The organism is Nocardia sp. FBN12 (genome assembly GCF_050320175.1).
Lineage (GTDB): Bacteria > Actinomycetota > Actinomycetes > Mycobacteriales > Mycobacteriaceae > Nocardia.
In genome coordinates, this window is sequence record NZ_CP190048.1 from 1683190 (window position 1) to 1700428 (window position 17239).

Here is a 17239-nt window from a genome sequence, read left to right on the forward strand (position 1 = left end):
CGACTATCCCCAAGCGCGCCGGGTCGCGGGCATGTCGGCGTTCCCCGACGCTTCCGGCACCACGCCGAGCACCTGGTGAATCCCGAGCCCGCCGTCCTCGAAGCCCAGCGCGGAGGCGGCCATATAGAGCCGCCAGATACGAGCTCGCCCTTCGCCGACGAGTGAAACTGCCTGTTCCCCAGCACTTTCGAGATTCGCGACCCAGTGGCGAAGGGTGCGCGCGTAGTGCTCGCGCAAGGCCTCGACGTCCCGAACCTCGAACCCGGCGCGTTCCATGGCAAGGACGACTTCGCCCACGTCGACGAGTTCACCGTCCGGGAAGACATAGCGCCCGATGAAGGAACGTTTGGCCATGACGGAGCCGCCCGGTGACGAGATGGCGTGGTTGAGCAGTCGTCCGTGTGGGCCGAGCAGGGCGCGCAGGGTGTCGAAGTACTCGGCGGCGCGTCCGGAGCCGACGTGTTCGAACATGCCGATCGAGGAGATGGCGTCGAACTGTTCGCCGCGCAGATCCCGGTAATCGGCAAGCCTGATCTCGACACTGGCCGACAGCCCGGCCTCGGCGACTCGCTTGCGGGCGAGCTCGACCTGCGCACTACTGATGGTGACGCCGACGACCCGCGCCCCATAGGTCGACGCCGCGTGCATCGCCATCGAACCCCACCCGCACCCCACGTCGAGCAGGCGCATACCCGACTGCTCGGCCAAGCCCAGTTTGCGGCAGATCAGGTCGTGTTTGGCCTGCTGGGCGCTCTCCAGTGAGCCGTCGTCGTCCGGCACGAACCGCGCACAGGAGTAGGTCATGCTCGGTCCGAGCACCAGCCGGTAGAAGTCGTTGCTGACGTCGTAGTGATGACTGATCGCCGCCGCGTCGCGACGCTTGGTGTGCAGCGGTCCGCGCTGCGGCCGCGCTTCCTCCGGTGGCCGTCGCGGGCGCCGGCCCAGCGCCCCGAGCTGCCGTGCCGCGCCGAGGGCCTGCCACGTAGCGCCGAGACCGAGGCGCGCGTCGTTCGGCGCGGTCGACTGGAGCGCGCGCAGCATCGTGAAGATGTCACCATCGAGATCGACGGCGCCGGACACGTAGGCACGCGCCAGGCCGAGTTCGCCTGGCGCCCAGATCAGATGGCGTAGCGCATCCTCGGAGCGCACACGCATCGTGCCCGCGCTCCCACCATCGGGGTGGATCGTGCTGCCGTCCCAGAATTCGAATCCCACCGCGGGGTGTGGTCCCAAGGAGGCTCGCAGCAGAGGTTCGAACGCGGCAGCGATCGTGGCCGGGTTACCCATCCGACCACTATGGCCCGTGTCGCGCCGCTGCGGTGGCAACGACGCGGCGCGATCCGTTCGATTCCTGGATGCGAGATCCCGATCGGTGGCGGCAACGGCCGGGCGTAGCGTCTAGCGATATGGCCGCGAGAACCAAGCACACCCTCCCTTCGGTGGGTACGAGGGAGTTGGTGGCCGCGTGCCGAACCGAGATTCCGGTGCTGACCCGGCAGCTGATCGCCGCGATCTTCACCGATATCCCGGAGTGGACGGACTACTCGCCGGTCAGCCGGGAAGACCTGCACGACGCGTGTAGCCGCTATCTGACCAGGGTCCTCGATCTTGTGGCCGGCGAGGTGACCGGACCGGACCGCGACGATGTCGCCGCCGCCATCGGCCGCAATCGCGCGGCGCAGGGTGTGCCACTCGAGGTCATGCTGCGGACGTTCCGGCTCGGTGGTCAGATCGTGTGGGAGGCACTGCTGGACAAGGCGGGCGAACTCCCGCCCGGCGAAGTCCGCAAGATCGGGGTGGCCACCTGGTCGGCCATCGACGGCATGTCGTCGTCGCTGGTCACCTCCTATCGCAGCACCGAATTGGAGCAGGTCCGGCGCGACGAGCGCCGTCGGCACGGCCTGATCGAGGACCTGCTGGCCGGCAGCGCCCGCGACGCGACATTCGCCGCGCGGGCGGCGCGCGAGCTGAACCTGCCCGCGCACGGCGGATACCTGGTGGTCGCGGTGCGCGGCGACCGTCCGCACGTGGAGATCGGCACCGAAACAGCATTGGCGGCCTTGGGTATCCGGTCGGTCTGGCACGACCGCGTCGACACCATGGTGGGGCTGGTCTCGCTCGAGCAGCGGGACAGTTCCGCGGTGCTGGACCAGGTGCGCGATCGAATCCGGGGCCGGGCGGCGGCGTCACCCGTCGTCCAGGGGTTGGCGCAGATCGAGACGGGCCATGCGCTGGCGATGCTGGCCCTGGAGACCGTGCCCGCGGCAGCACCGGGTCTGGTGTCGTTGGAGCAGCGCTACCCAGAAGCCCTGCTGTTGCGCTCGCCCGACCTGACCGCCCTGCTGGTCACCCGCACCCTCGGCCCGGTGCTGGAACTGCCGCCGAAGGAACACGAGGTCCTGCTGCACACGCTGGCGATCTGGCTGGAGGAGAACTGCTCGGCCGCGAACGCCGCACCGCGCCTGCACTGCCACCGCAACACCGTGATCAACCGCCTCCAGCGAATCTCCACCCTGCTGGGTAGACGCCTGGAAGGGCAGCGGTCCTACCTGGAACTCTCCCTCGCCTTGGCCGCCCTGGAGATGGGCGTGAACAAACCCGCCTGAGCCCGTGGCGATCAGGCGCGGTCGTGGAGCGTGATCTGGTAGCCGTCGGGGTCGGCGAAGGTGAATGTCCGGCCGAAGGGGCCGTCGATCGGTGCGGCGACGATGGTGTGACCGTCGGCGACGAGAGCGTCGTGAACGGCCTGGACGTCTGTGGCGTGCAGCCAGATCGCGGCGCCGATGCCGGGCTGGGCAACGGAGGCGAGATCGGTGCCGGGGAGGACGTCGCGGAGTGCGAACGCGATCGGCTTCGTCTCGAAGACGACGGCGTGCGGCGGTCCGGCCGGTGAGCGGACGAGTCCGAGGTACTGCTCGTAGAACGCCTGCGAAGCGGCGAGGTCGCTGGCTTGGAGCGAGAGGAAGTCGGGTCCGGTAGCGGGCATGGTGAGCTCCTTCGTTTCATGTCAGGTTCCTGACACGAAACAACGTATGTCAGAATACTGACATGAGTCAAGATGGGGTCGATCTGGAGACGTCACTGGGCTATCTGCTCAAAGAGGCATCGAGTGCCCTGCGTGTGTCCATGGAGGAGGTGCTGCGGCCGCTCGGGATGAGCGTGACGCACTACTCCTGCCTCGAGCTGCTGGCGCAACGGCCCGGCTTGTCGAACTCTGAGCTCGCGCGGGGTGCGTTCGTGACCCGGCAGACGATGAACGTGCTGCTCCAGGCTTTGGAACGAGACGGCTACGTGACCAGGCCCGCCGCGGCACCCGTCGGAAAGGTGCTGCCCACGCGGCTCACCCCGCGCGGGCGGCGGAGCCTCGAGCAGGCGACCGTCGCGGTCAGGTCCGTCGAGGTCAGAATGCTGGCCGGCCTGACCGAGGCTGAGCAGTCGGGCGCGTTCCGGATCCTGCGGGGCATGATCCATTCCCTGCGCGACGGTGACAACGGCGCATAGCTCGGTCCCCGGCGCGATGTGCCTGATTGGGCGCTGCGCCCATTTCGGGGGCTCGAATTCTGGGCTGTCGGTCAGTTGTTTGTGCATTTGTGGACGGTGAGACTCGACGGATGACCCAAGTCACGACCGTGACGGGGTTGATCGTCGAGCTGAGGAGCACCACGAGTGCCGGAATTCGATCTATTGGTGATCGGTGGTGGACCGGGCGGGTACGTAGCCGCCATCCGCGCCGCGCAACGCGGCCTGCAGGTCTGCGTTGTGGAGAAGGAGCGTCCTGGCGGCGTGTGCCTGAACTGGGGCTGCATCCCGACCAAGGCGATGCTGCGCTCGGCCGAGGTCTTCCAGACTCTCACCACCGCAGCGGAATTCGGAGTACATGCCGATAACGTGCGCTTCGACTTCGCTGCGATACGGCAACGCAAAGACGGCATCGTCAAAGAGCTGACCGACGGTGTCGCGGGCCTGCTGAAGGCCAACGGGGTCACGGTGATCGAGGGCCATGCGCGGTTCGTCGAGCCGACTGTCGTGGAGGTCCACGAGACCGGCGCTTCGCCGATCTTCGACGGTGGCCCCCGCTACGCCGCCCCCGCGGGCGCGGCGATCCGCCGGGTGAGCGCGCGCGACGTGATCGTCGCGACCGGTTCGGTGCCCGCGCGGCTGCCGATCCCGGGCGCGGACCTGCCCGGCGTCGTCACCTCCGATGGCGCGTTCGGCCTGACCGAGGTGCCGCGTCGATTGGTGATCATCGGTGGCAGCGCGGTCGGTGCGGAATGGGCCAGCCTGTTCGCCACGTTCGGTAGCCAGGTCACGGTCGTGGAGATGCAGGATCGCCTGGTTCCGTTGGAGGACAAGGAGATCGGCGACGCGCTCGGCCGGTCGTTCCGCAAGCGCGGCATCACCGTCCTCACCGGCGCCACGGTCACCGCCATCACCGAGAGCGACGCGTTGCGGGTGTCGGTCGGTGGTCCGGCGGTGCGAGACCTGGACGCGGACGTGGTGCTGGTCGGCGTCGGCCGCCGCCCCAACACCGCCGAACTCGGCCTCGAGGTGGCCGGAATCGCCACGGACGCCCGCGGTTTCATCGAGGTCGACGACCGGCTGCGCACCGGTGTCGAGCACGTGTACGCCATCGGTGACGTGACCGGGCGGGCCCTGCTCGCCCACGTCGCCTCACATCAGGGCATCACCGCGGCCGAGGTGATCGCCGGGCACGACGCCCACATCGACTACGCGGTGATCCCGGCCGCGACGTTCACCCACCCGGAGATCGCCATCGTCGGCCTCACCGAAGACGCTGCCCGCGCGGCGGGCCACGAGGTGATCACCGCCAAGTTCCCGTTCGCGGCACTCGGCCGGGCCAAGACCTTCGGCGAGACCGAGGGGTTCGTCAAAATCGTTGCGGGGCAAGCGCATCAGGAAGTACTCGGCGTGCACATCATCGGCCCGTCCGCCAGCGATCTGATCGCCGAGGGCGCACTCGCGATGTCATTGGAAGCCACGCTCGACGAGCTGGCCGACACTATCCACGCCCACCCCACTCTCGGCGAGATCGGCATGGAGGCGGCCATGGCCGGCCTCGGGCTGCCGGTACACATCGCGCCACGCAAGCGTTGAGGAGCTCGACATGACCACGACCACCGCGCGACGCAAGCCCGCCGGTAAGCCGACGAAAACCGATCGAACACCGGCGGCCCTGTCGGACCTCGAAGCCGCTGTGGCGGCGGAAGATCCGCAGACCCTGCGCGATCTCTACCGCGACATGCTGTTCATCCGCCGCTTCGAGGAGCGCACCGCGCAGAGCTACCAGCAGGCCAAGATCGGTGGCTACTGCCATCTCAACCTCGGCGAGGAAGCGACCGTTGTCGGTCTCGGCGCCGCGATGCGCCCCACCGACTACCTGTTCACCAACTACCGCGAACACGGATACGCGCTGGCCAAGGGCATCGAACCGGGTCGCGTGATGGCCGAGCTCTACGGCCGATCGACCGGCACCTCGAAGGGCTGGGGCGGCTCGATGCACATGTACGACACCGCGACCCGGCTGCTCGGTGGCTACGCCATCGTGGGCGGACAGGTTCCCCTGGCGATCGGCGCGGCGCTGGCCATCGACTACCGCGACGGCGACGACGTCGTGGTGTGCCAGATGGGGGAGGGCACCACCAATATCGGCGCGTTCCACGAGTCGCTCAACATCGCGGCACTGTGGCGGCTGCCGGTGGTGTTCCTGGTGATCAACAACCAGACCGGCATGGGTACCACGGTCGAGAAGTCCTCGGCGGAGCCAGATCTGTGGAAACGCGCCGCCGCCTATCGCATGCGTGGCGAGCGGGTGGACGGAACCGATGTCCTCGCCGTCCGTGACATGGCGAGCGAGCTCATCGAAGATGCTCGCCGCGACGGCAAACCCGCACTGCTCGAAGCGGTGAGCTACCGGCTCAAGGGCCATTCGGTGGTCGACCCGGCGAAATACCGCAGCACCGACACGGTGGCGACGGTGCGAGAGCACGATCCGATCGTGCTGTGGCAGCAGCGCTTGCTGGCCGCCGGTGCGCTGACCGAACAGGCGCTGGCCGAGCTCGAGCGCGAGGTGGCCGACGGTGTCGCCGCCGCCGTCGAGTTCGCCGACGCGAGCCCGCATCCGGAGCCGTCGAGCCTGTTCGACTACACCTACGCCACTCCCGTGCCGGGCGATTCCCGTCGTCTGCCCGCCGATCCGCTCTTCACCCACTGAGGATTCCACTGTGCCTGTCATGACCTATCGCGAAGCGCTGCGCGAAACCCTGCGCGAAGAGATGCGACGCGACGACGACGTTTTCCTGATCGGTGAGGAGATCGGCGTCTTCGAAGGCTCCTACAAGATCACCGCCGGTCTGCTCGAGGAGTTCGGCGAGAAGCGGGTGCGCGACACTCCGATCGCCGAGGAGGGCTTCGTCGGGGCGGCGATCGGTGCCGCGATGCTCGGTCTGCGCCCGGTCGTGGAGATCATGACGATCAACTTCTCGCTGCTGGCGCTGGATCAGATCGTCAACCATGCCGCGAAGATCTACGGCATGTTCGGCGGGCAGACCAATGTGCCCATGGTGATCCGGACTCCCGGTGGTGGCGGCCAGCAACTCGGGGCGACGCATTCACAGAATATCGAGTTGTACTACGCCTTCGTACCCGGTCTGAAAGTCGTGGCGCCCAGCACTCCCGCCGATGCGCGGGCCCTGCTCAAGGCTGCGATCTCCGACGACGATCCGGTGCTGTTCCTGGAGAATCTGTCGCTCTACAACACCAAAGGTGAAGTGCCGGAAGACCTTCCGCCCGCCCAGATCGGCAAAGCGGCGGTCACCCGGGAAGGCACCGATATCACCGTGATCGGCTACTCCCGCATGGCCACCCTCGCCACTCAGGTCGCGCAACGCCTTGCCGACGAGGGCATTTCGGTCGAGGTGATCGATCTGCGCAGCCTGCGTCCGCTGGACCGCGACACCATCATCGCCTCCGTCCGCAAGACCGGCTGCGCGGTCGTCGGCGAAGACGACTGGCTCACCTACGGTATCGGCGCCGAGATCGCGGCATCGATCTCCGACGGCGCGTTCGACTATCTCGACGCCCCTGTTCGCCGCGTCGCGATGGCCGAGGTCCCGCTGCCGTATGCCAAGCCACTGGAGAAGCTCGCCCTGCCGTCCGCGGAATCGCTCTACACCGCGGTGAAGGAAACCCTCGCCGCCGTCGGTAAGGAAACCAGCAATGCCTGACATCGTCATGCCCCGGCTCTCCGACACCATGGAAGACGGCGTTGTCTCCGTCTGGCTCAAGCAGGTGGGTGACCAGATCACCCGTGGTGAGATCGTCGCCGAGATCGAGACCGACAAAGCGCTGATGGAGCTCGAGGCCTACGAGGACGGGATCCTCGAGAAGATTCTGGCCGAGCCGGGCGTTCGCGTCGCGATCGGCGAACCGATCGCGACCGTCGGCGATGGCACCGGAGCGGTTGCGGCACCGGCGAATTCGACCAGTGCGGCGCCGCCGCCCACGGCAGAGGTCGTCGCGACGGTCCCGGCCGCCGCGCTATCGGGATCGCACACCGGCCCGCGCCGCACCGGGGTGGTCAAGTCCTCGCCGTTGGCCCGCAAGATCGCGCGCGAATTGCAGGTCGATATCGACGCTGTCGTCGGCACCGGGCCGGGCGGACGAGTCACGAAACGCGATGTGGAGGCGGCGCACAGCGCCGAGCCCGCTGACCTCGCGGTGCCGTCACGTGACACGAGTGCGCCTGTTGCGCAGCCTGTTCCAGCCTCGGAGGAATACGAGGAAGTCGCACTGACGAACATTCAGCGCGTCTCGGCAGCTCGACTCACCGAAAGCAAGCAGCAGGCACCGCACTTCTACGTCACCAGCGCGATCGACGTGACCGATTTGTTCGCCTTCCGGGCGCAGATCAACGCGACGCTGGACGCTGCGGGCGGCAGCAAGGTCAGTGTGAACGATCTGCTCGTCAAGGCCGTCGCCGTCGCGCTGCGCAAGGACGGCTCGATCAATGTCAGCTTCGCGGGTGACAAGCTGTTGCGGCACAAGGGAATCCATATCGGTGTCGCGGTGGCGACGCCGATCGGGCTGCTCGTTCCGGTGCTCCGCGACGCGGACCGCAAGAGCGTGTCCGAGATCGCGACCGAGAGCCGCGACAAGGCCACCCGCGCTCGCGAGCGCAAGCTGCGCGCCGAGGAGATGTCGGGCGGCACCTTCACCATCTCCAATCTCGGCATGTTCGGCATCGAGCAGTTCACCGCGGTCATCAACTCGCCCGAATCCGCGATCCTGGCGGTCGGCGCGGCAGCCGACGAACTACGCCTCGACAACGGCGAAGTCGTCGCCCGCAAGATCCTGCGCGTCACCTTGTCCGCGGATCACCGCGCCATCGACGGCGCGGTGGCAGCCCAGTTCCTGGCAACCCTGAAGGAGCTCCTCGAAAACCCACTGCGGATTGTCGCGTAGCCGAGCCGCCGAATTCCGCAGTGCGGCAGGCCGACGGGATAACCACGGCCGCGCGATCTCCGAATGCCTAGTGGATCGCGCGGTCGGCCCCGTCCCAGTGCGCGGTGCGCAGTTCGCGCTTGAGGATCTTGCCTGCCCCGGAAACCGGTAGGGCGTCGATGAATTCGACACTGCGTGGCAGTTTGTAGTTGGCGATGTGTTCGCGGCAGAACTCCCGGATCTCAGCCTCCGTCGCGGTCCGGTCGGTGGCGAGCACGATCACCGCGTGCACGCGCTCACCCCAGTCGTGGTCGGGCACACCGATCACGGCGACCTGCGCCACCGCCGGGTGTTTGGCCACCGCGTTCTCGACCTCGACCGAATAGACGTTCTCGCCGCCGGTGACGATCATGTCCTTGAGCCGGTCGACCACGAAAACGTAGCCGGCGTCGTCCATGTACCCGGCGTCGCCGGTATGCATCCAGCCGCCGCGCAGTGCTCGTGCGGTCTCTTCGGCCATGTTCCAGTAGCCCGACATCAGATGGTCGCCGCGCACCACGATCTCGCCGACTTCGCCGCGTGCGAGTTCTCGATCGTCCGCGTCGACGACGCGGATCTCGGCGTGGACCGCCGCGCGTCCACACGATCTGGCGAGTGCGGGGTTGTCGTGATCGTGGGCGGTGAGCAGGGTGGCGACCGGCGCTACCTCGGTCATCCCGTAGGCCTGCGTGAACCGGGCGTTGCCGAACACCGTGCGTGCCTTGGCCATCACCGTCTCGGAAATCGGTGACGCCCCGTACATCACGCGTTGCAGACTTGCCAGGTCGGCGTCGGCGGCGCCGGGGCAGTCGACCAGCAGCTGGATCATCGTCGGCACCAGCAGAACATCGGTCACCCGGTGGGTGACCATGGCGTCGAGCGTCGCGGCGGGAGTGAAGGACCCCACGATGACATGGGTTGCGCCCGTGAGATTGCCGATGTTCCACGCCGCGATATCGGCCAGATGGAACATCGGCGCGACATGCAGCAGCACGCCGCCCCTGGTGAGAATATCGGTGGTCACCAGACTGCCCATGGCCGAGGTGAGACAGGCCTGGTGCGACAGCATCACGCCCTTGGGGAAACCGGTGGTCCCGCCGGTGTAGAAGACGCCGTAGAGCGCGTCGTCACCGCGCCGAGCGTCGGGGATCGGGGCGGTATCGGCCACGAGTTCCTCGTAGGCGAGCATGCCGTCGGGTGTCGGCCCGTCGCCGGCGAAGATGACCGTGCGCAGGTTCGTCACCTCGGCGCGCAGGGCGTCGACAGAACCGGCGAACGCGTCGTCGACCACGAGGACATCGGTGCCGCAGTCGTTGAGCGAGTACGCGACCTCGGCCACACTCCACCGGACATTCACCGGATTGACCACCGCGTCCGCCCACGGCACCGCCATCAGCAGTTCGTGGTAGCGGTCGCTGTTGAGCGAGTAGATCCCCACGCGATCACCGGCCTCGACGCCGAGTTCACGCAGTGCCCCCGCCAGCCGCGCGATGCGATCGACCGATTCGGCGACCGTGCGCCTGCGGGGGCCGAAGATGGTGGCGATCCGGCCGGGATCGCGTTGCAGCGCCGAATGCAGGGATTGCGTGATGTGCACGGCCAACTCCTCAATAGTGAATCTTCATCCGTGTGACCTGCACAACATTTTGCCGGGTATTGCTGGATTGTCAAGGGTTGTGTAACCATGAAGTGAATATCGATTCGTGCCAAGGAAGTGGTGTGTGATGCAGCGAGTGCAGGTCGCCGGAGTCGGGATGGTGCCGTTCTCGACGCCGAGCAGGAGCGAGCCCTACGACGTGCTGGCCGCGGGTGCGGTCCGCAACGCCCTGCTCGACGCGGGTATCGGCATCGAACAGGTGCAGCAGGCCTACGCGGGGTACGTCTACGGCGACTCCACCAGTGGCCAGCGCGCGCTCTACGGCGTGGGGATGACCGGGATCCCGGTAGTGAATGTCAACAACAACTGCTCGACCGGCTCGTCGGCGTTGTGGCTGGCCCGCCAAGCGGTCGCCAGTGGCGCCGCGGAATGCGTGCTCGCCTTCGGGTTCGAGCAGATGGAGCGCGGTGCGCTCGCCATGAAGTGGCCGGACCGGCCGAGCCCGTTCATCGACTTCATGGCAGTGGCCAACGAGCACAACGGAGCCAGTGACGCGCCCTTCGCCGCACAGCTGTTCGGCGGCGCCGGTGCCGCCTACGCGCAGCGGTACGGCACCGATCCGGCCACCTTCGCCATGATCTCGGTGAAGGCGCGAAAGCACGCGCGCAACAACCCGTTCGCGGTATTCCGGGACGAGGTGACCGTCGACGAGGTGCTCGCGTCGCCGCAGATCTTCGGGCCGCTGACCCGCCTGCAGTGCTGTCCGCCCACCTGCGGCGCGGCGGCCGCCATCATCACCAGCGAGGACTTCGCGCGCCGTCACGGCCTGCGCACCGATGTCGCGATCACCGCGCAGGCGATGACCACCGACACCCCGAACACCTTCGACGATCTGCCGAAACTGGTCGGCTACGACATGGCCCAGCGCGCGGCCGATCAGGTCTACGAAGCCGCGGGCGTCGACCCCGCCGACATCCGGGTCGTCGAGCTGCACGACTGCTTCACCGCCAACGAGCTGCTCAGCTACGAGGCGTTGCGGTTGACCCCCGAGGGCACCGCGGAGAAGTTCATCCGCGACGGTGACAACACCTACGGCGGCCGCGTGGTCACCAACCCCTCGGGCGGGCTGCTGTCGAAAGGCCATCCACTCGGCGCGACCGGTCTGGCCCAATGCGCCGAGCTCACGTGGCAATTGCGCGGACAGGCGCAGGACAGGCAGGTCGACGGAGTGACGCTGGCGCTGCAGCACAACATCGGCCTCGGCGGGGCCGCGGTCGTCACCCTCTACGAGAAGGTCGGCTGATGGCCATCGACATCGACCGCGCGCTGGCGCTGACCCTGCCCGGTTTCACCGTCGACGTCGAGCGGGGCCGGTTGCGGCTGTTCGCCCGCGTCATCGGCGAGACCGACCCGATCTTCACCGACGTGGATGCCGCGCGAGCCGCGGGCCATCGCGATCTCCCGGTCCCGCCGACGTTCTTGTTCAGCCTGACCCTCGAATCAGCCGCCCCCTTCGCCTCTTTCGACGCTCTCGACATCGACCTGCGTCGTGTCCTGCACGGCGAGCAGCGGTTCGACTACACCGCCATGGCCTACGCGGGCGACACCATCGCGATCAGTGAACGCATCGTCGATGTCACCGTGAAACGCGGTGGCGCACTGGAACTGCTGACCAAGCAGACCGAATTCCGGTGCGGCACAGAACTGCTCGCCACGGCCACCAACGTGGCCGTTGTCCGAAATCCCGAGGTCGCCGCATGATCACACCGACTGTCGGCACTACGCTGCCGCCCCTTGTCCTGCCGCCGATCTCACGCACCACGCTGGCGTTGTTCGCCGGGGCCAGCGGTGACCACAACCCGATCCACCTCGACATCGACAACGCCCACTCCGCCGGTTTCGACGATGTCTTCGCTCAGGGCATGCTCTCGATGGCCTACCTCGGCCGACTACTCACCAACTGGGTACCCCAACGCGACATCCGTTCCTTGGCAGTGCGATTCACGGCGATCACGCCCGTCCACGCGCAGCCGACCTGCACGGCCACGGTCACCGCCGTCGACAACGGACTGGCCACCCTCGACCTCGCCGTCACTCTCGCCGACGGCACCTCCACCCTGCTCGGCACCGCGGTCGTCGCCGTGTCGAGCGAGAACTGAGCAGGAGCACATCATGGGAACACTCGACGGCAAAGTAGCCATCGTCACCGGATCCGGTCGTGGCATCGGCCGTGAGATCGCGCTCAAATTCGCTGCCGACGGCGCGTCGGTGGTCGTGAACGACCTCGACAAGGACCCGGCCGAGCAGACCGTGGCCGACATCCGCGCCGCGGGCGGCACGGCGGTCGCCTGCGCGGGCAGCGTCACCGACGACGACTTCGCCGAGCGCTTCGTGGCGACCGCGGTCGACGAATTCGGCGGCATCGACATCATCGTCAACAATGCCGGCTACACCTGGGACACCGTGATCCAGAAGATGACCGACGAGCAGTGGGACGCGATCCTCGACGTCCACCTCAAGGCGCCGTTCCGCATTCTGCGCGCCGCCCAGCCGATCATCTCGGCGGCGGTCAAGCAGGCCAAGGCGGCGGGCGAGCCGGTGCCGTGCCGCAAGGTCGTGAACATCTCCTCGATCGCCGGGCTCGGCGGCAACGCGGGCCAGGTGAACTACGCCGCTGCCAAGGCGGGCATCACCGGGCTGACCAAGACCCTCGCCAAGGAATGGGGACGACTCAATGTCACCGTCAACACGGTGGCCTTCGGTCTGATCACCACCCGGCTCACCGAAGCGCCCGCCGGCGGCAGCGCCACGATCGACGTGGCGGGTCGCGAGCTGAAAGTCGGGGTGAACCCGGATCTGCTCGACGCCATGGCCAAGCAGATCCCGCTCGGACGCGCGGGAACTCCGGCGGAGGCAGCGGGCGCGGTCTACCTGCTGTGCAGGCCTGAGTCGGACTACATCAGCGCCCAGACAGTGGTCTGCGGCGGCGGATTCACGGTCTGAGGAGGTCGAGATCGCCCGGATCGGCACCGAGATCATCGGTCGATCGCTGTGGCTCGGGTGAGCGGTAGAGTCCGCGTGGTGTCCGACCAGCCTCTCGCCGCGCGCCGCAAGCGGCCGGCCGACCGCCGCGACCAGATCGTCGACGCGGCGGCCTCGCTGTTCGCGACCAGTGGTTTCGAGAACGTCGCGATGAGCGATGTCGCCGCGGCCGTCGGGGTCGGGCCGTCGGCGCTCTACCGGCATTTCGGCGGCAAGGACGATCTGCTGCGCGCAGTGATCGAGCAGACCCTGGAACGGTTCGCGGCGACGCTGAACGGTGACGACGTGGTGGGCGGGGTGGCCAATTTCGCGGTCACCCAGCGCACTGCGCCCCTGCTGTGGGTGCGGGAGGCCCGCCATCTCCCGCGCCCACAACGCCTGGATCTCGCGGCCCGCCTCGAGCAGTTGCGCGAGTTGTTCACCCGGGCGGCGATCGGCGACACCGCCGACCTCGGCGCGCGGTTGCGCGCGAGAATGGCGTTGGCCGCGCTGCTCAGCCCCGCCTTCCATGGCACCACCGTGCCACCCGATCAATTCCGCTCCACCCTCGTCGAGATCGCCGGGGCGATCCTGAGTGCTGCTGTGGACGTGCCTGAGCCACACCGGGCTCCAATACCCGAGGGGCTCTCGCGCGGCAGCAAACGCGAACAGGTCCTGCGTGCGGCGCTGCGCATCTTCGCCGACCAGACCTACGCGAGCACCGGCATGGAGGCGATCGGCGAGGCCGTCGGCCTGTCCACCTCGAGCGTCTACAACCACTTCGCCAGCAAACAGGAGATCCTCGAGGTGGCGTTGCACCGCGGCAACGGCTACCTCCAGATCACCCTCGATGACGCATTGCTCGTCGCACCCGACGAAGCCGCCGCCCTGCGCGCACTGGTCACCGTCTACGCCGACTTCACCCTGCGCCACCCCGCCCTCGTCGACATCCTGATCACCGAAATGCGCAGCCTCGGCGCCCAAGCCGAACCGCTGCTCCAAGCCCAGCGCGACTACGTCAGCGAATGGGTCAGACTGTGCCGCACCGCCCGCCCCACCCTCACGCCGGAACAAGCCCTGGTGACCGTTCAAGCCACCCTCATGGCGATGAACGACATCGCCCGGGACCCCGCCTTCACCGCCACCTCCAACCTGAGCGCGCCGCTGTCCGCCATCGCCACCGCCGCCCTCGGCGTGTGACGAAGCGTCCAGGTCAGGCGGCGAAGACGCCCGCTGTGGGTCAGTCGCTGGGCGTCGGCGACTGCCGGTCCAGCGGGACAAGGTAATTGCGCAGATCGTCGACCTTTGATTCGATGCGCTCGGTGTTCTCGGCGTCGACCCGGAAGATCCAATGCTTGGCGCCGAGAAGCAGCACGGCCTGAAAGACCAGCTGGAACCATTCGCTCTGCCAGTTCTCGAAGGTGCTGGCGAGAAATTCCGGCCAGTATCCGGACCACTGGAACGGCTGGCCGAGCTGGTGTTGGGTATTGCGGTACTCGATCAGCTGGGTGACGAACTGTGCGGCCCATGAGCCGAGGAACAGCAACAGCAGCACGTAGACAGCTCCCCAGCGGCGGAAGTGTGCCATAACTGGCTATACCCGGTTGCCGAAGGCCGACACCGGGCCGCTCACGTTCGCTCGCTGGCCATCGACAGCAGCAATTCGATCGCGTACTGCGTCGATTGCTCGACAACTTCGGTGGGATCGCCGTCGAATCGGCGGTGACTTGCCCTGGCATCGCCGCGCGACACCACGCAGAACCACACCGAACCGGCGGGCTCCCCGTCCTGCGGGTCGGGGCCGCCTGCGCCGGTGGTGGCGACGGCGATATCCGCGTCCATCAGCGCTCGCACTCCCCGCGCCATCGCCGTCGCCGCGGCCTCGGACACCACCGGCACATCGGGAACATCCAGCACGCGCCGTTTGACTTCGGTGGCATAGGCGACGATTCCGCCTCGAAACCACACCGCCGAATCCGGCGCGGCGCCGAGGGCCGCGGCGACGTTGCCCGCCGTCAGCGATTCGGCGACAGCTACTGTCAGCCCGCGTTGTTCGGCGAGGTCGGCCAGCTGGTGCGCGGTCGTCACCATCAGGGCCGAAATTCCTGAGCCTTGCTCTTCACACCTTGGACCAGCAGATGCCACGCACCCGGGTCGCCCTGGAGTACGGCGCGACCGAGGTCCTTGATCTGCTCGGCGGTCGCGTGCGGCGGGATGGGCGGCATCTCGGGGTCGCAGCGGATGTCGAGCAGTACGGGGCCCGCCGCGGCCAACGCGCGATCCCACGCGGGCCGGATGCCGTCGGAGGTGTCGACGGCGATTGCCTCGATGCCGGTGCAACGAGCGATCTCGGCGTAGGAGATGTCCGGAAGTGTCTGCGACTCTTCGAATTTCGGCGCTCCGCCCATGCCGCGCAACTCCCAGGTGACCTGATTGAGGTCGTTGTTGTGGAAGACGCAGACGATCAGACGTCGATCGGTCCACAGATGCTGGTAGCGCTGGATGGTGATCAGTTCGTTGAGGCCGTTCATCTGCATCGCACCGTCACCGACCAGCGCGATCACCGGGCGGTCCGGGTGCGCGAACTTGGCGCCGATGGCATAGGGGACACCGGCACCCATGCTGGCCAACGTGCCCGACAACGAGCCGCGCATGGTGCCACGCATGCGCAGACAACGGGCGTACCAGTTGGTGGACGAGCCCGAATCCGCGGTGATGATCGCATTGTCCGGAACACACTGCGACAGTTCCCACACCACCCGCATCGGGTTGGCGGGGTCGGCGTCGAGCATGGATTGGCGTTCGAGCGTCTGCCACCAGTGCCGTACGTTCTCCTCGACGGTGTCGCGCCAGGAGCGGTCCTGCTGGCGTTTCAGCAGCGGAATCACTTCGCGCAGTGTGGCTTTCGCGTCTCCGACGAGGTTCACCTCGGTGGGGTAGCGCATCCCGATCGACGCGCCGTCGGCATCGATCTGCACGGCCCGGGCCTGATCCAGTTCGGGCAGGAACTGGCTGTAGGGGAAGTTCGAGCCGACGATCAGCAGAGTGTCGCAGTCGCGCATCAGCTCATAGCTCGCGCGGGTGCCCAACAGGCCGATCGAGCCGGTGACGAACGGGAGGTCATCGGACAGCACGTCCTTGCCGAGCAGTGCCTTGGCGATGCCCGCGCCGGTCAGCTCGGCGACCTCGAGTATCTCGTCGACCGCGTCGCGCGCGCCCTGGCCGATGAGCACGGCGAGCTTGGTTCCGGCGTTGAGCACATCCGCCGCTCGCTCCACCTCCGGCCCCGTCGGCACCGAGATGCTGCGCGACATGCCCGGCGGGCTGGACGGCACCTGCTTGAACGCGTGCGCGGGTGGCTCGTACGGCTCCTCCTGCAGGTCCGCCGGAATGATCACCGCGGTCGGCGCGCGGCGGGCCACGGCGGTGCGGATCGCCCGGTCCAGCGCGTTGGGCAGCTGGTTGGCGACATTCACCTCGACGAGATAGTCCGAAGCCACATCCTTGAACAGCGCCTGCAGGTCCACCTCCTGCTGGTAGCTGCCGCCCATCGCGCTGCGGGCGGTCTGGCCGACGATGGCCACCACCGGCACATGGTCGAGCTTGGCGTCGTAGAGGCCGTTGAGCAGGTGGATCGCGCCCGGTCCCGAGGTGGCCGCGCACACGCCGACCTCGCCGCTGAACTTCGCGTACCCGGTGGCCTGGAACGCGGACATCTCCTCGTGCCTGCTCTGCACGAAGCGGGGGGAGTTCTCGGCACGCCCGAACGCGGCGATCAGACCGTTGATGCCGTCACCGGGGTATCCGAACACCTGCCCGATGTGCCACTCCCGTAACCGCTGGAGGACGAAGTCCGCGACCTGCATCGGCATGGTTCCCCTCCTCCGGCTGCCTACTCGGCGGGTCGATCGTCGGACTGCTCCGATGCCTTCGCCAATTCGTCGCGAAGTCGCTGGGCGGTCGCTTCGTCTCCGGCGTCAGTGGCCGTGGTGATGTCCTGTCGCAATTGAGCGATGATGTCGCGCGAAACCATGGTCCTCCTTCGACTGCGGGATATCCGTTCCGGCGGTCGGCGTCCTCGACCGCCCAGTGTGGTCGTACCGCGGATACCGATTCCTAAAC

General features: G+C 67.5%; 18 protein-coding genes. 11 read left to right on the forward strand and 7 right to left on the reverse strand.

Going from position 1 to position 17239, the window contains the following annotated elements; genetic code table 11:
• Positions 1 to 3: 3 nt before the first annotated feature.
• Complete coding sequence (locus ACQHI0_RS08310) at positions 4 to 1287, reverse strand: class I SAM-dependent methyltransferase (protein WP_427907345.1); 1284 nt, start codon at positions 1285 to 1287, stop codon at positions 4 to 6.
• A gap of 152 nt (positions 1288 to 1439) precedes the next feature.
• Between ACQHI0_RS08310 and ACQHI0_RS08315 the strand changes: the two genes are divergently transcribed.
• Positions 1440 to 2606: a PucR family transcriptional regulator gene (locus ACQHI0_RS08315; RefSeq protein WP_427907346.1), complete on the forward strand. Its 1167-nt coding sequence runs from the start codon at positions 1440 to 1442 to the stop codon at positions 2604 to 2606.
• A gap of 11 nt (positions 2607 to 2617) precedes the next feature.
• Here ACQHI0_RS08315 and ACQHI0_RS08320 read toward each other — a convergent pair whose 3' ends face one another.
• The gene (locus ACQHI0_RS08320) at positions 2618 to 2986 is read right to left on the reverse strand and encodes a VOC family protein (RefSeq protein ID WP_427907347.1); all 369 of its coding nucleotides are present in this window, start codon (positions 2984 to 2986) and stop codon (positions 2618 to 2620) included.
• A gap of 62 nt (positions 2987 to 3048) precedes the next feature.
• Here ACQHI0_RS08320 and ACQHI0_RS08325 point away from each other — a divergent pair, with 62 nt between their 5' ends.
• The 5 genes from ACQHI0_RS08325 to ACQHI0_RS08345 all read left to right on the forward strand — a co-directional run bounded on the left by ACQHI0_RS08325 (position 3049) and on the right by ACQHI0_RS08345 (position 8481).
• A complete protein-coding gene (locus ACQHI0_RS08325; protein WP_427907348.1) occupies positions 3049 to 3501 on the forward strand; it encodes a MarR family winged helix-turn-helix transcriptional regulator in 453 nt (150 codons plus the stop codon).
• Between the two features lie 165 nt (positions 3502 to 3666).
• The gene (gene lpdA, locus ACQHI0_RS08330) at positions 3667 to 5115 is read left to right on the forward strand and encodes a dihydrolipoyl dehydrogenase (protein ID WP_427907349.1); all 1449 of its coding nucleotides are present in this window, start codon (positions 3667 to 3669) and stop codon (positions 5113 to 5115) included.
• A gap of 10 nt (positions 5116 to 5125) precedes the next feature.
• Positions 5126 to 6232 carry a pyruvate dehydrogenase (acetyl-transferring) E1 component subunit alpha gene (gene pdhA, locus ACQHI0_RS08335; protein ID WP_427907350.1) on the forward strand — a complete coding sequence of 369 codons (1107 nt, stop codon included), beginning with the start codon at positions 5126 to 5128 and terminating at the stop codon, positions 6230 to 6232.
• Between the two features lie 19 nt (positions 6233 to 6251).
• On the forward strand, positions 6252 to 7244 hold the full coding sequence (locus ACQHI0_RS08340) for an alpha-ketoacid dehydrogenase subunit beta (RefSeq protein ID WP_427907351.1): 993 nt from the start codon (positions 6252 to 6254) through the stop codon (positions 7242 to 7244).
• Complete coding sequence (locus ACQHI0_RS08345; protein ID WP_427907352.1) at positions 7237 to 8481, forward strand: dihydrolipoamide acetyltransferase family protein; 1245 nt, start codon at positions 7237 to 7239, stop codon at positions 8479 to 8481. Before ACQHI0_RS08340 ends, ACQHI0_RS08345 begins: the two co-directional genes overlap by 8 nt.
• A gap of 67 nt (positions 8482 to 8548) precedes the next feature.
• Here ACQHI0_RS08345 and ACQHI0_RS08350 read toward each other — a convergent pair whose 3' ends face one another.
• Positions 8549 to 10096 (reverse strand): long-chain-fatty-acid--CoA ligase, encoded by a 1548-nt coding sequence (locus tag ACQHI0_RS08350; protein WP_427907353.1) that lies wholly within the window; start codon positions 10094 to 10096, stop codon positions 8549 to 8551.
• Positions 10097 to 10223: 127 nt separating this feature from the next.
• Here ACQHI0_RS08350 and ACQHI0_RS08355 point away from each other — a divergent pair, with 127 nt between their 5' ends.
• The 5 genes from ACQHI0_RS08355 to ACQHI0_RS08375 all read left to right on the forward strand — a co-directional run bounded on the left by ACQHI0_RS08355 (position 10224) and on the right by ACQHI0_RS08375 (position 14317).
• The gene (locus tag ACQHI0_RS08355) at positions 10224 to 11399 is read left to right on the forward strand and encodes a lipid-transfer protein (RefSeq protein ID WP_427909113.1); all 1176 of its coding nucleotides are present in this window, start codon (positions 10224 to 10226) and stop codon (positions 11397 to 11399) included.
• Positions 11399 to 11857: a MaoC family dehydratase N-terminal domain-containing protein gene (locus ACQHI0_RS08360; protein WP_427907354.1), complete on the forward strand. Its 459-nt coding sequence runs from the start codon at positions 11399 to 11401 to the stop codon at positions 11855 to 11857. Before ACQHI0_RS08355 ends, ACQHI0_RS08360 begins: the two co-directional genes overlap by 1 nt.
• A complete protein-coding gene (locus tag ACQHI0_RS08365) occupies positions 11854 to 12255 on the forward strand; it encodes a MaoC/PaaZ C-terminal domain-containing protein (RefSeq protein ID WP_427907355.1) in 402 nt (133 codons plus the stop codon). Before ACQHI0_RS08360 ends, ACQHI0_RS08365 begins: the two co-directional genes overlap by 4 nt.
• A 13-nt stretch (positions 12256 to 12268) precedes the next feature.
• On the forward strand, positions 12269 to 13099 hold the full coding sequence (locus ACQHI0_RS08370; protein WP_427907356.1) for an SDR family NAD(P)-dependent oxidoreductase: 831 nt from the start codon (positions 12269 to 12271) through the stop codon (positions 13097 to 13099).
• A 78-nt stretch (positions 13100 to 13177) separates the two neighbouring features.
• Entirely contained in the window at positions 13178 to 14317 is a 1140-nt protein-coding gene (locus ACQHI0_RS08375; RefSeq protein ID WP_427907357.1) for a TetR/AcrR family transcriptional regulator, read from the forward strand.
• 40 nt (positions 14318 to 14357) lie between these two features.
• Here the strand turns inward: ACQHI0_RS08375 and ACQHI0_RS08380 are convergent, their stop codons facing one another.
• Genes ACQHI0_RS08380 through ACQHI0_RS08395 form a run of 4 tightly spaced genes read right to left on the reverse strand, consistent with a single transcriptional unit; the run spans position 14358 to position 17150 of the window.
• On the reverse strand, positions 14358 to 14705 hold the full coding sequence (locus ACQHI0_RS08380) for a DUF6766 family protein (RefSeq protein ID WP_427907358.1): 348 nt from the start codon (positions 14703 to 14705) through the stop codon (positions 14358 to 14360).
• A 41-nt stretch (positions 14706 to 14746) separates the two neighbouring features.
• Positions 14747 to 15208, reverse strand: coding sequence for a CinA family protein (locus ACQHI0_RS08385; RefSeq protein ID WP_427907359.1), 462 nt, complete (start codon positions 15206 to 15208; stop codon positions 14747 to 14749).
• Positions 15208 to 16989: a thiamine pyrophosphate-requiring protein gene (locus tag ACQHI0_RS08390; protein WP_427907360.1), complete on the reverse strand. Its 1782-nt coding sequence runs from the start codon at positions 16987 to 16989 to the stop codon at positions 15208 to 15210. Before ACQHI0_RS08390 ends, ACQHI0_RS08385 begins: the two co-directional genes overlap by 1 nt.
• 20 nt (positions 16990 to 17009) lie before the next feature.
• Positions 17010 to 17150 carry a hypothetical protein gene (locus ACQHI0_RS08395; protein WP_427907361.1) on the reverse strand — a complete coding sequence of 47 codons (141 nt, stop codon included), beginning with the start codon at positions 17148 to 17150 and terminating at the stop codon, positions 17010 to 17012.
• Positions 17151 to 17239: the final 89 nt, after the last annotated feature.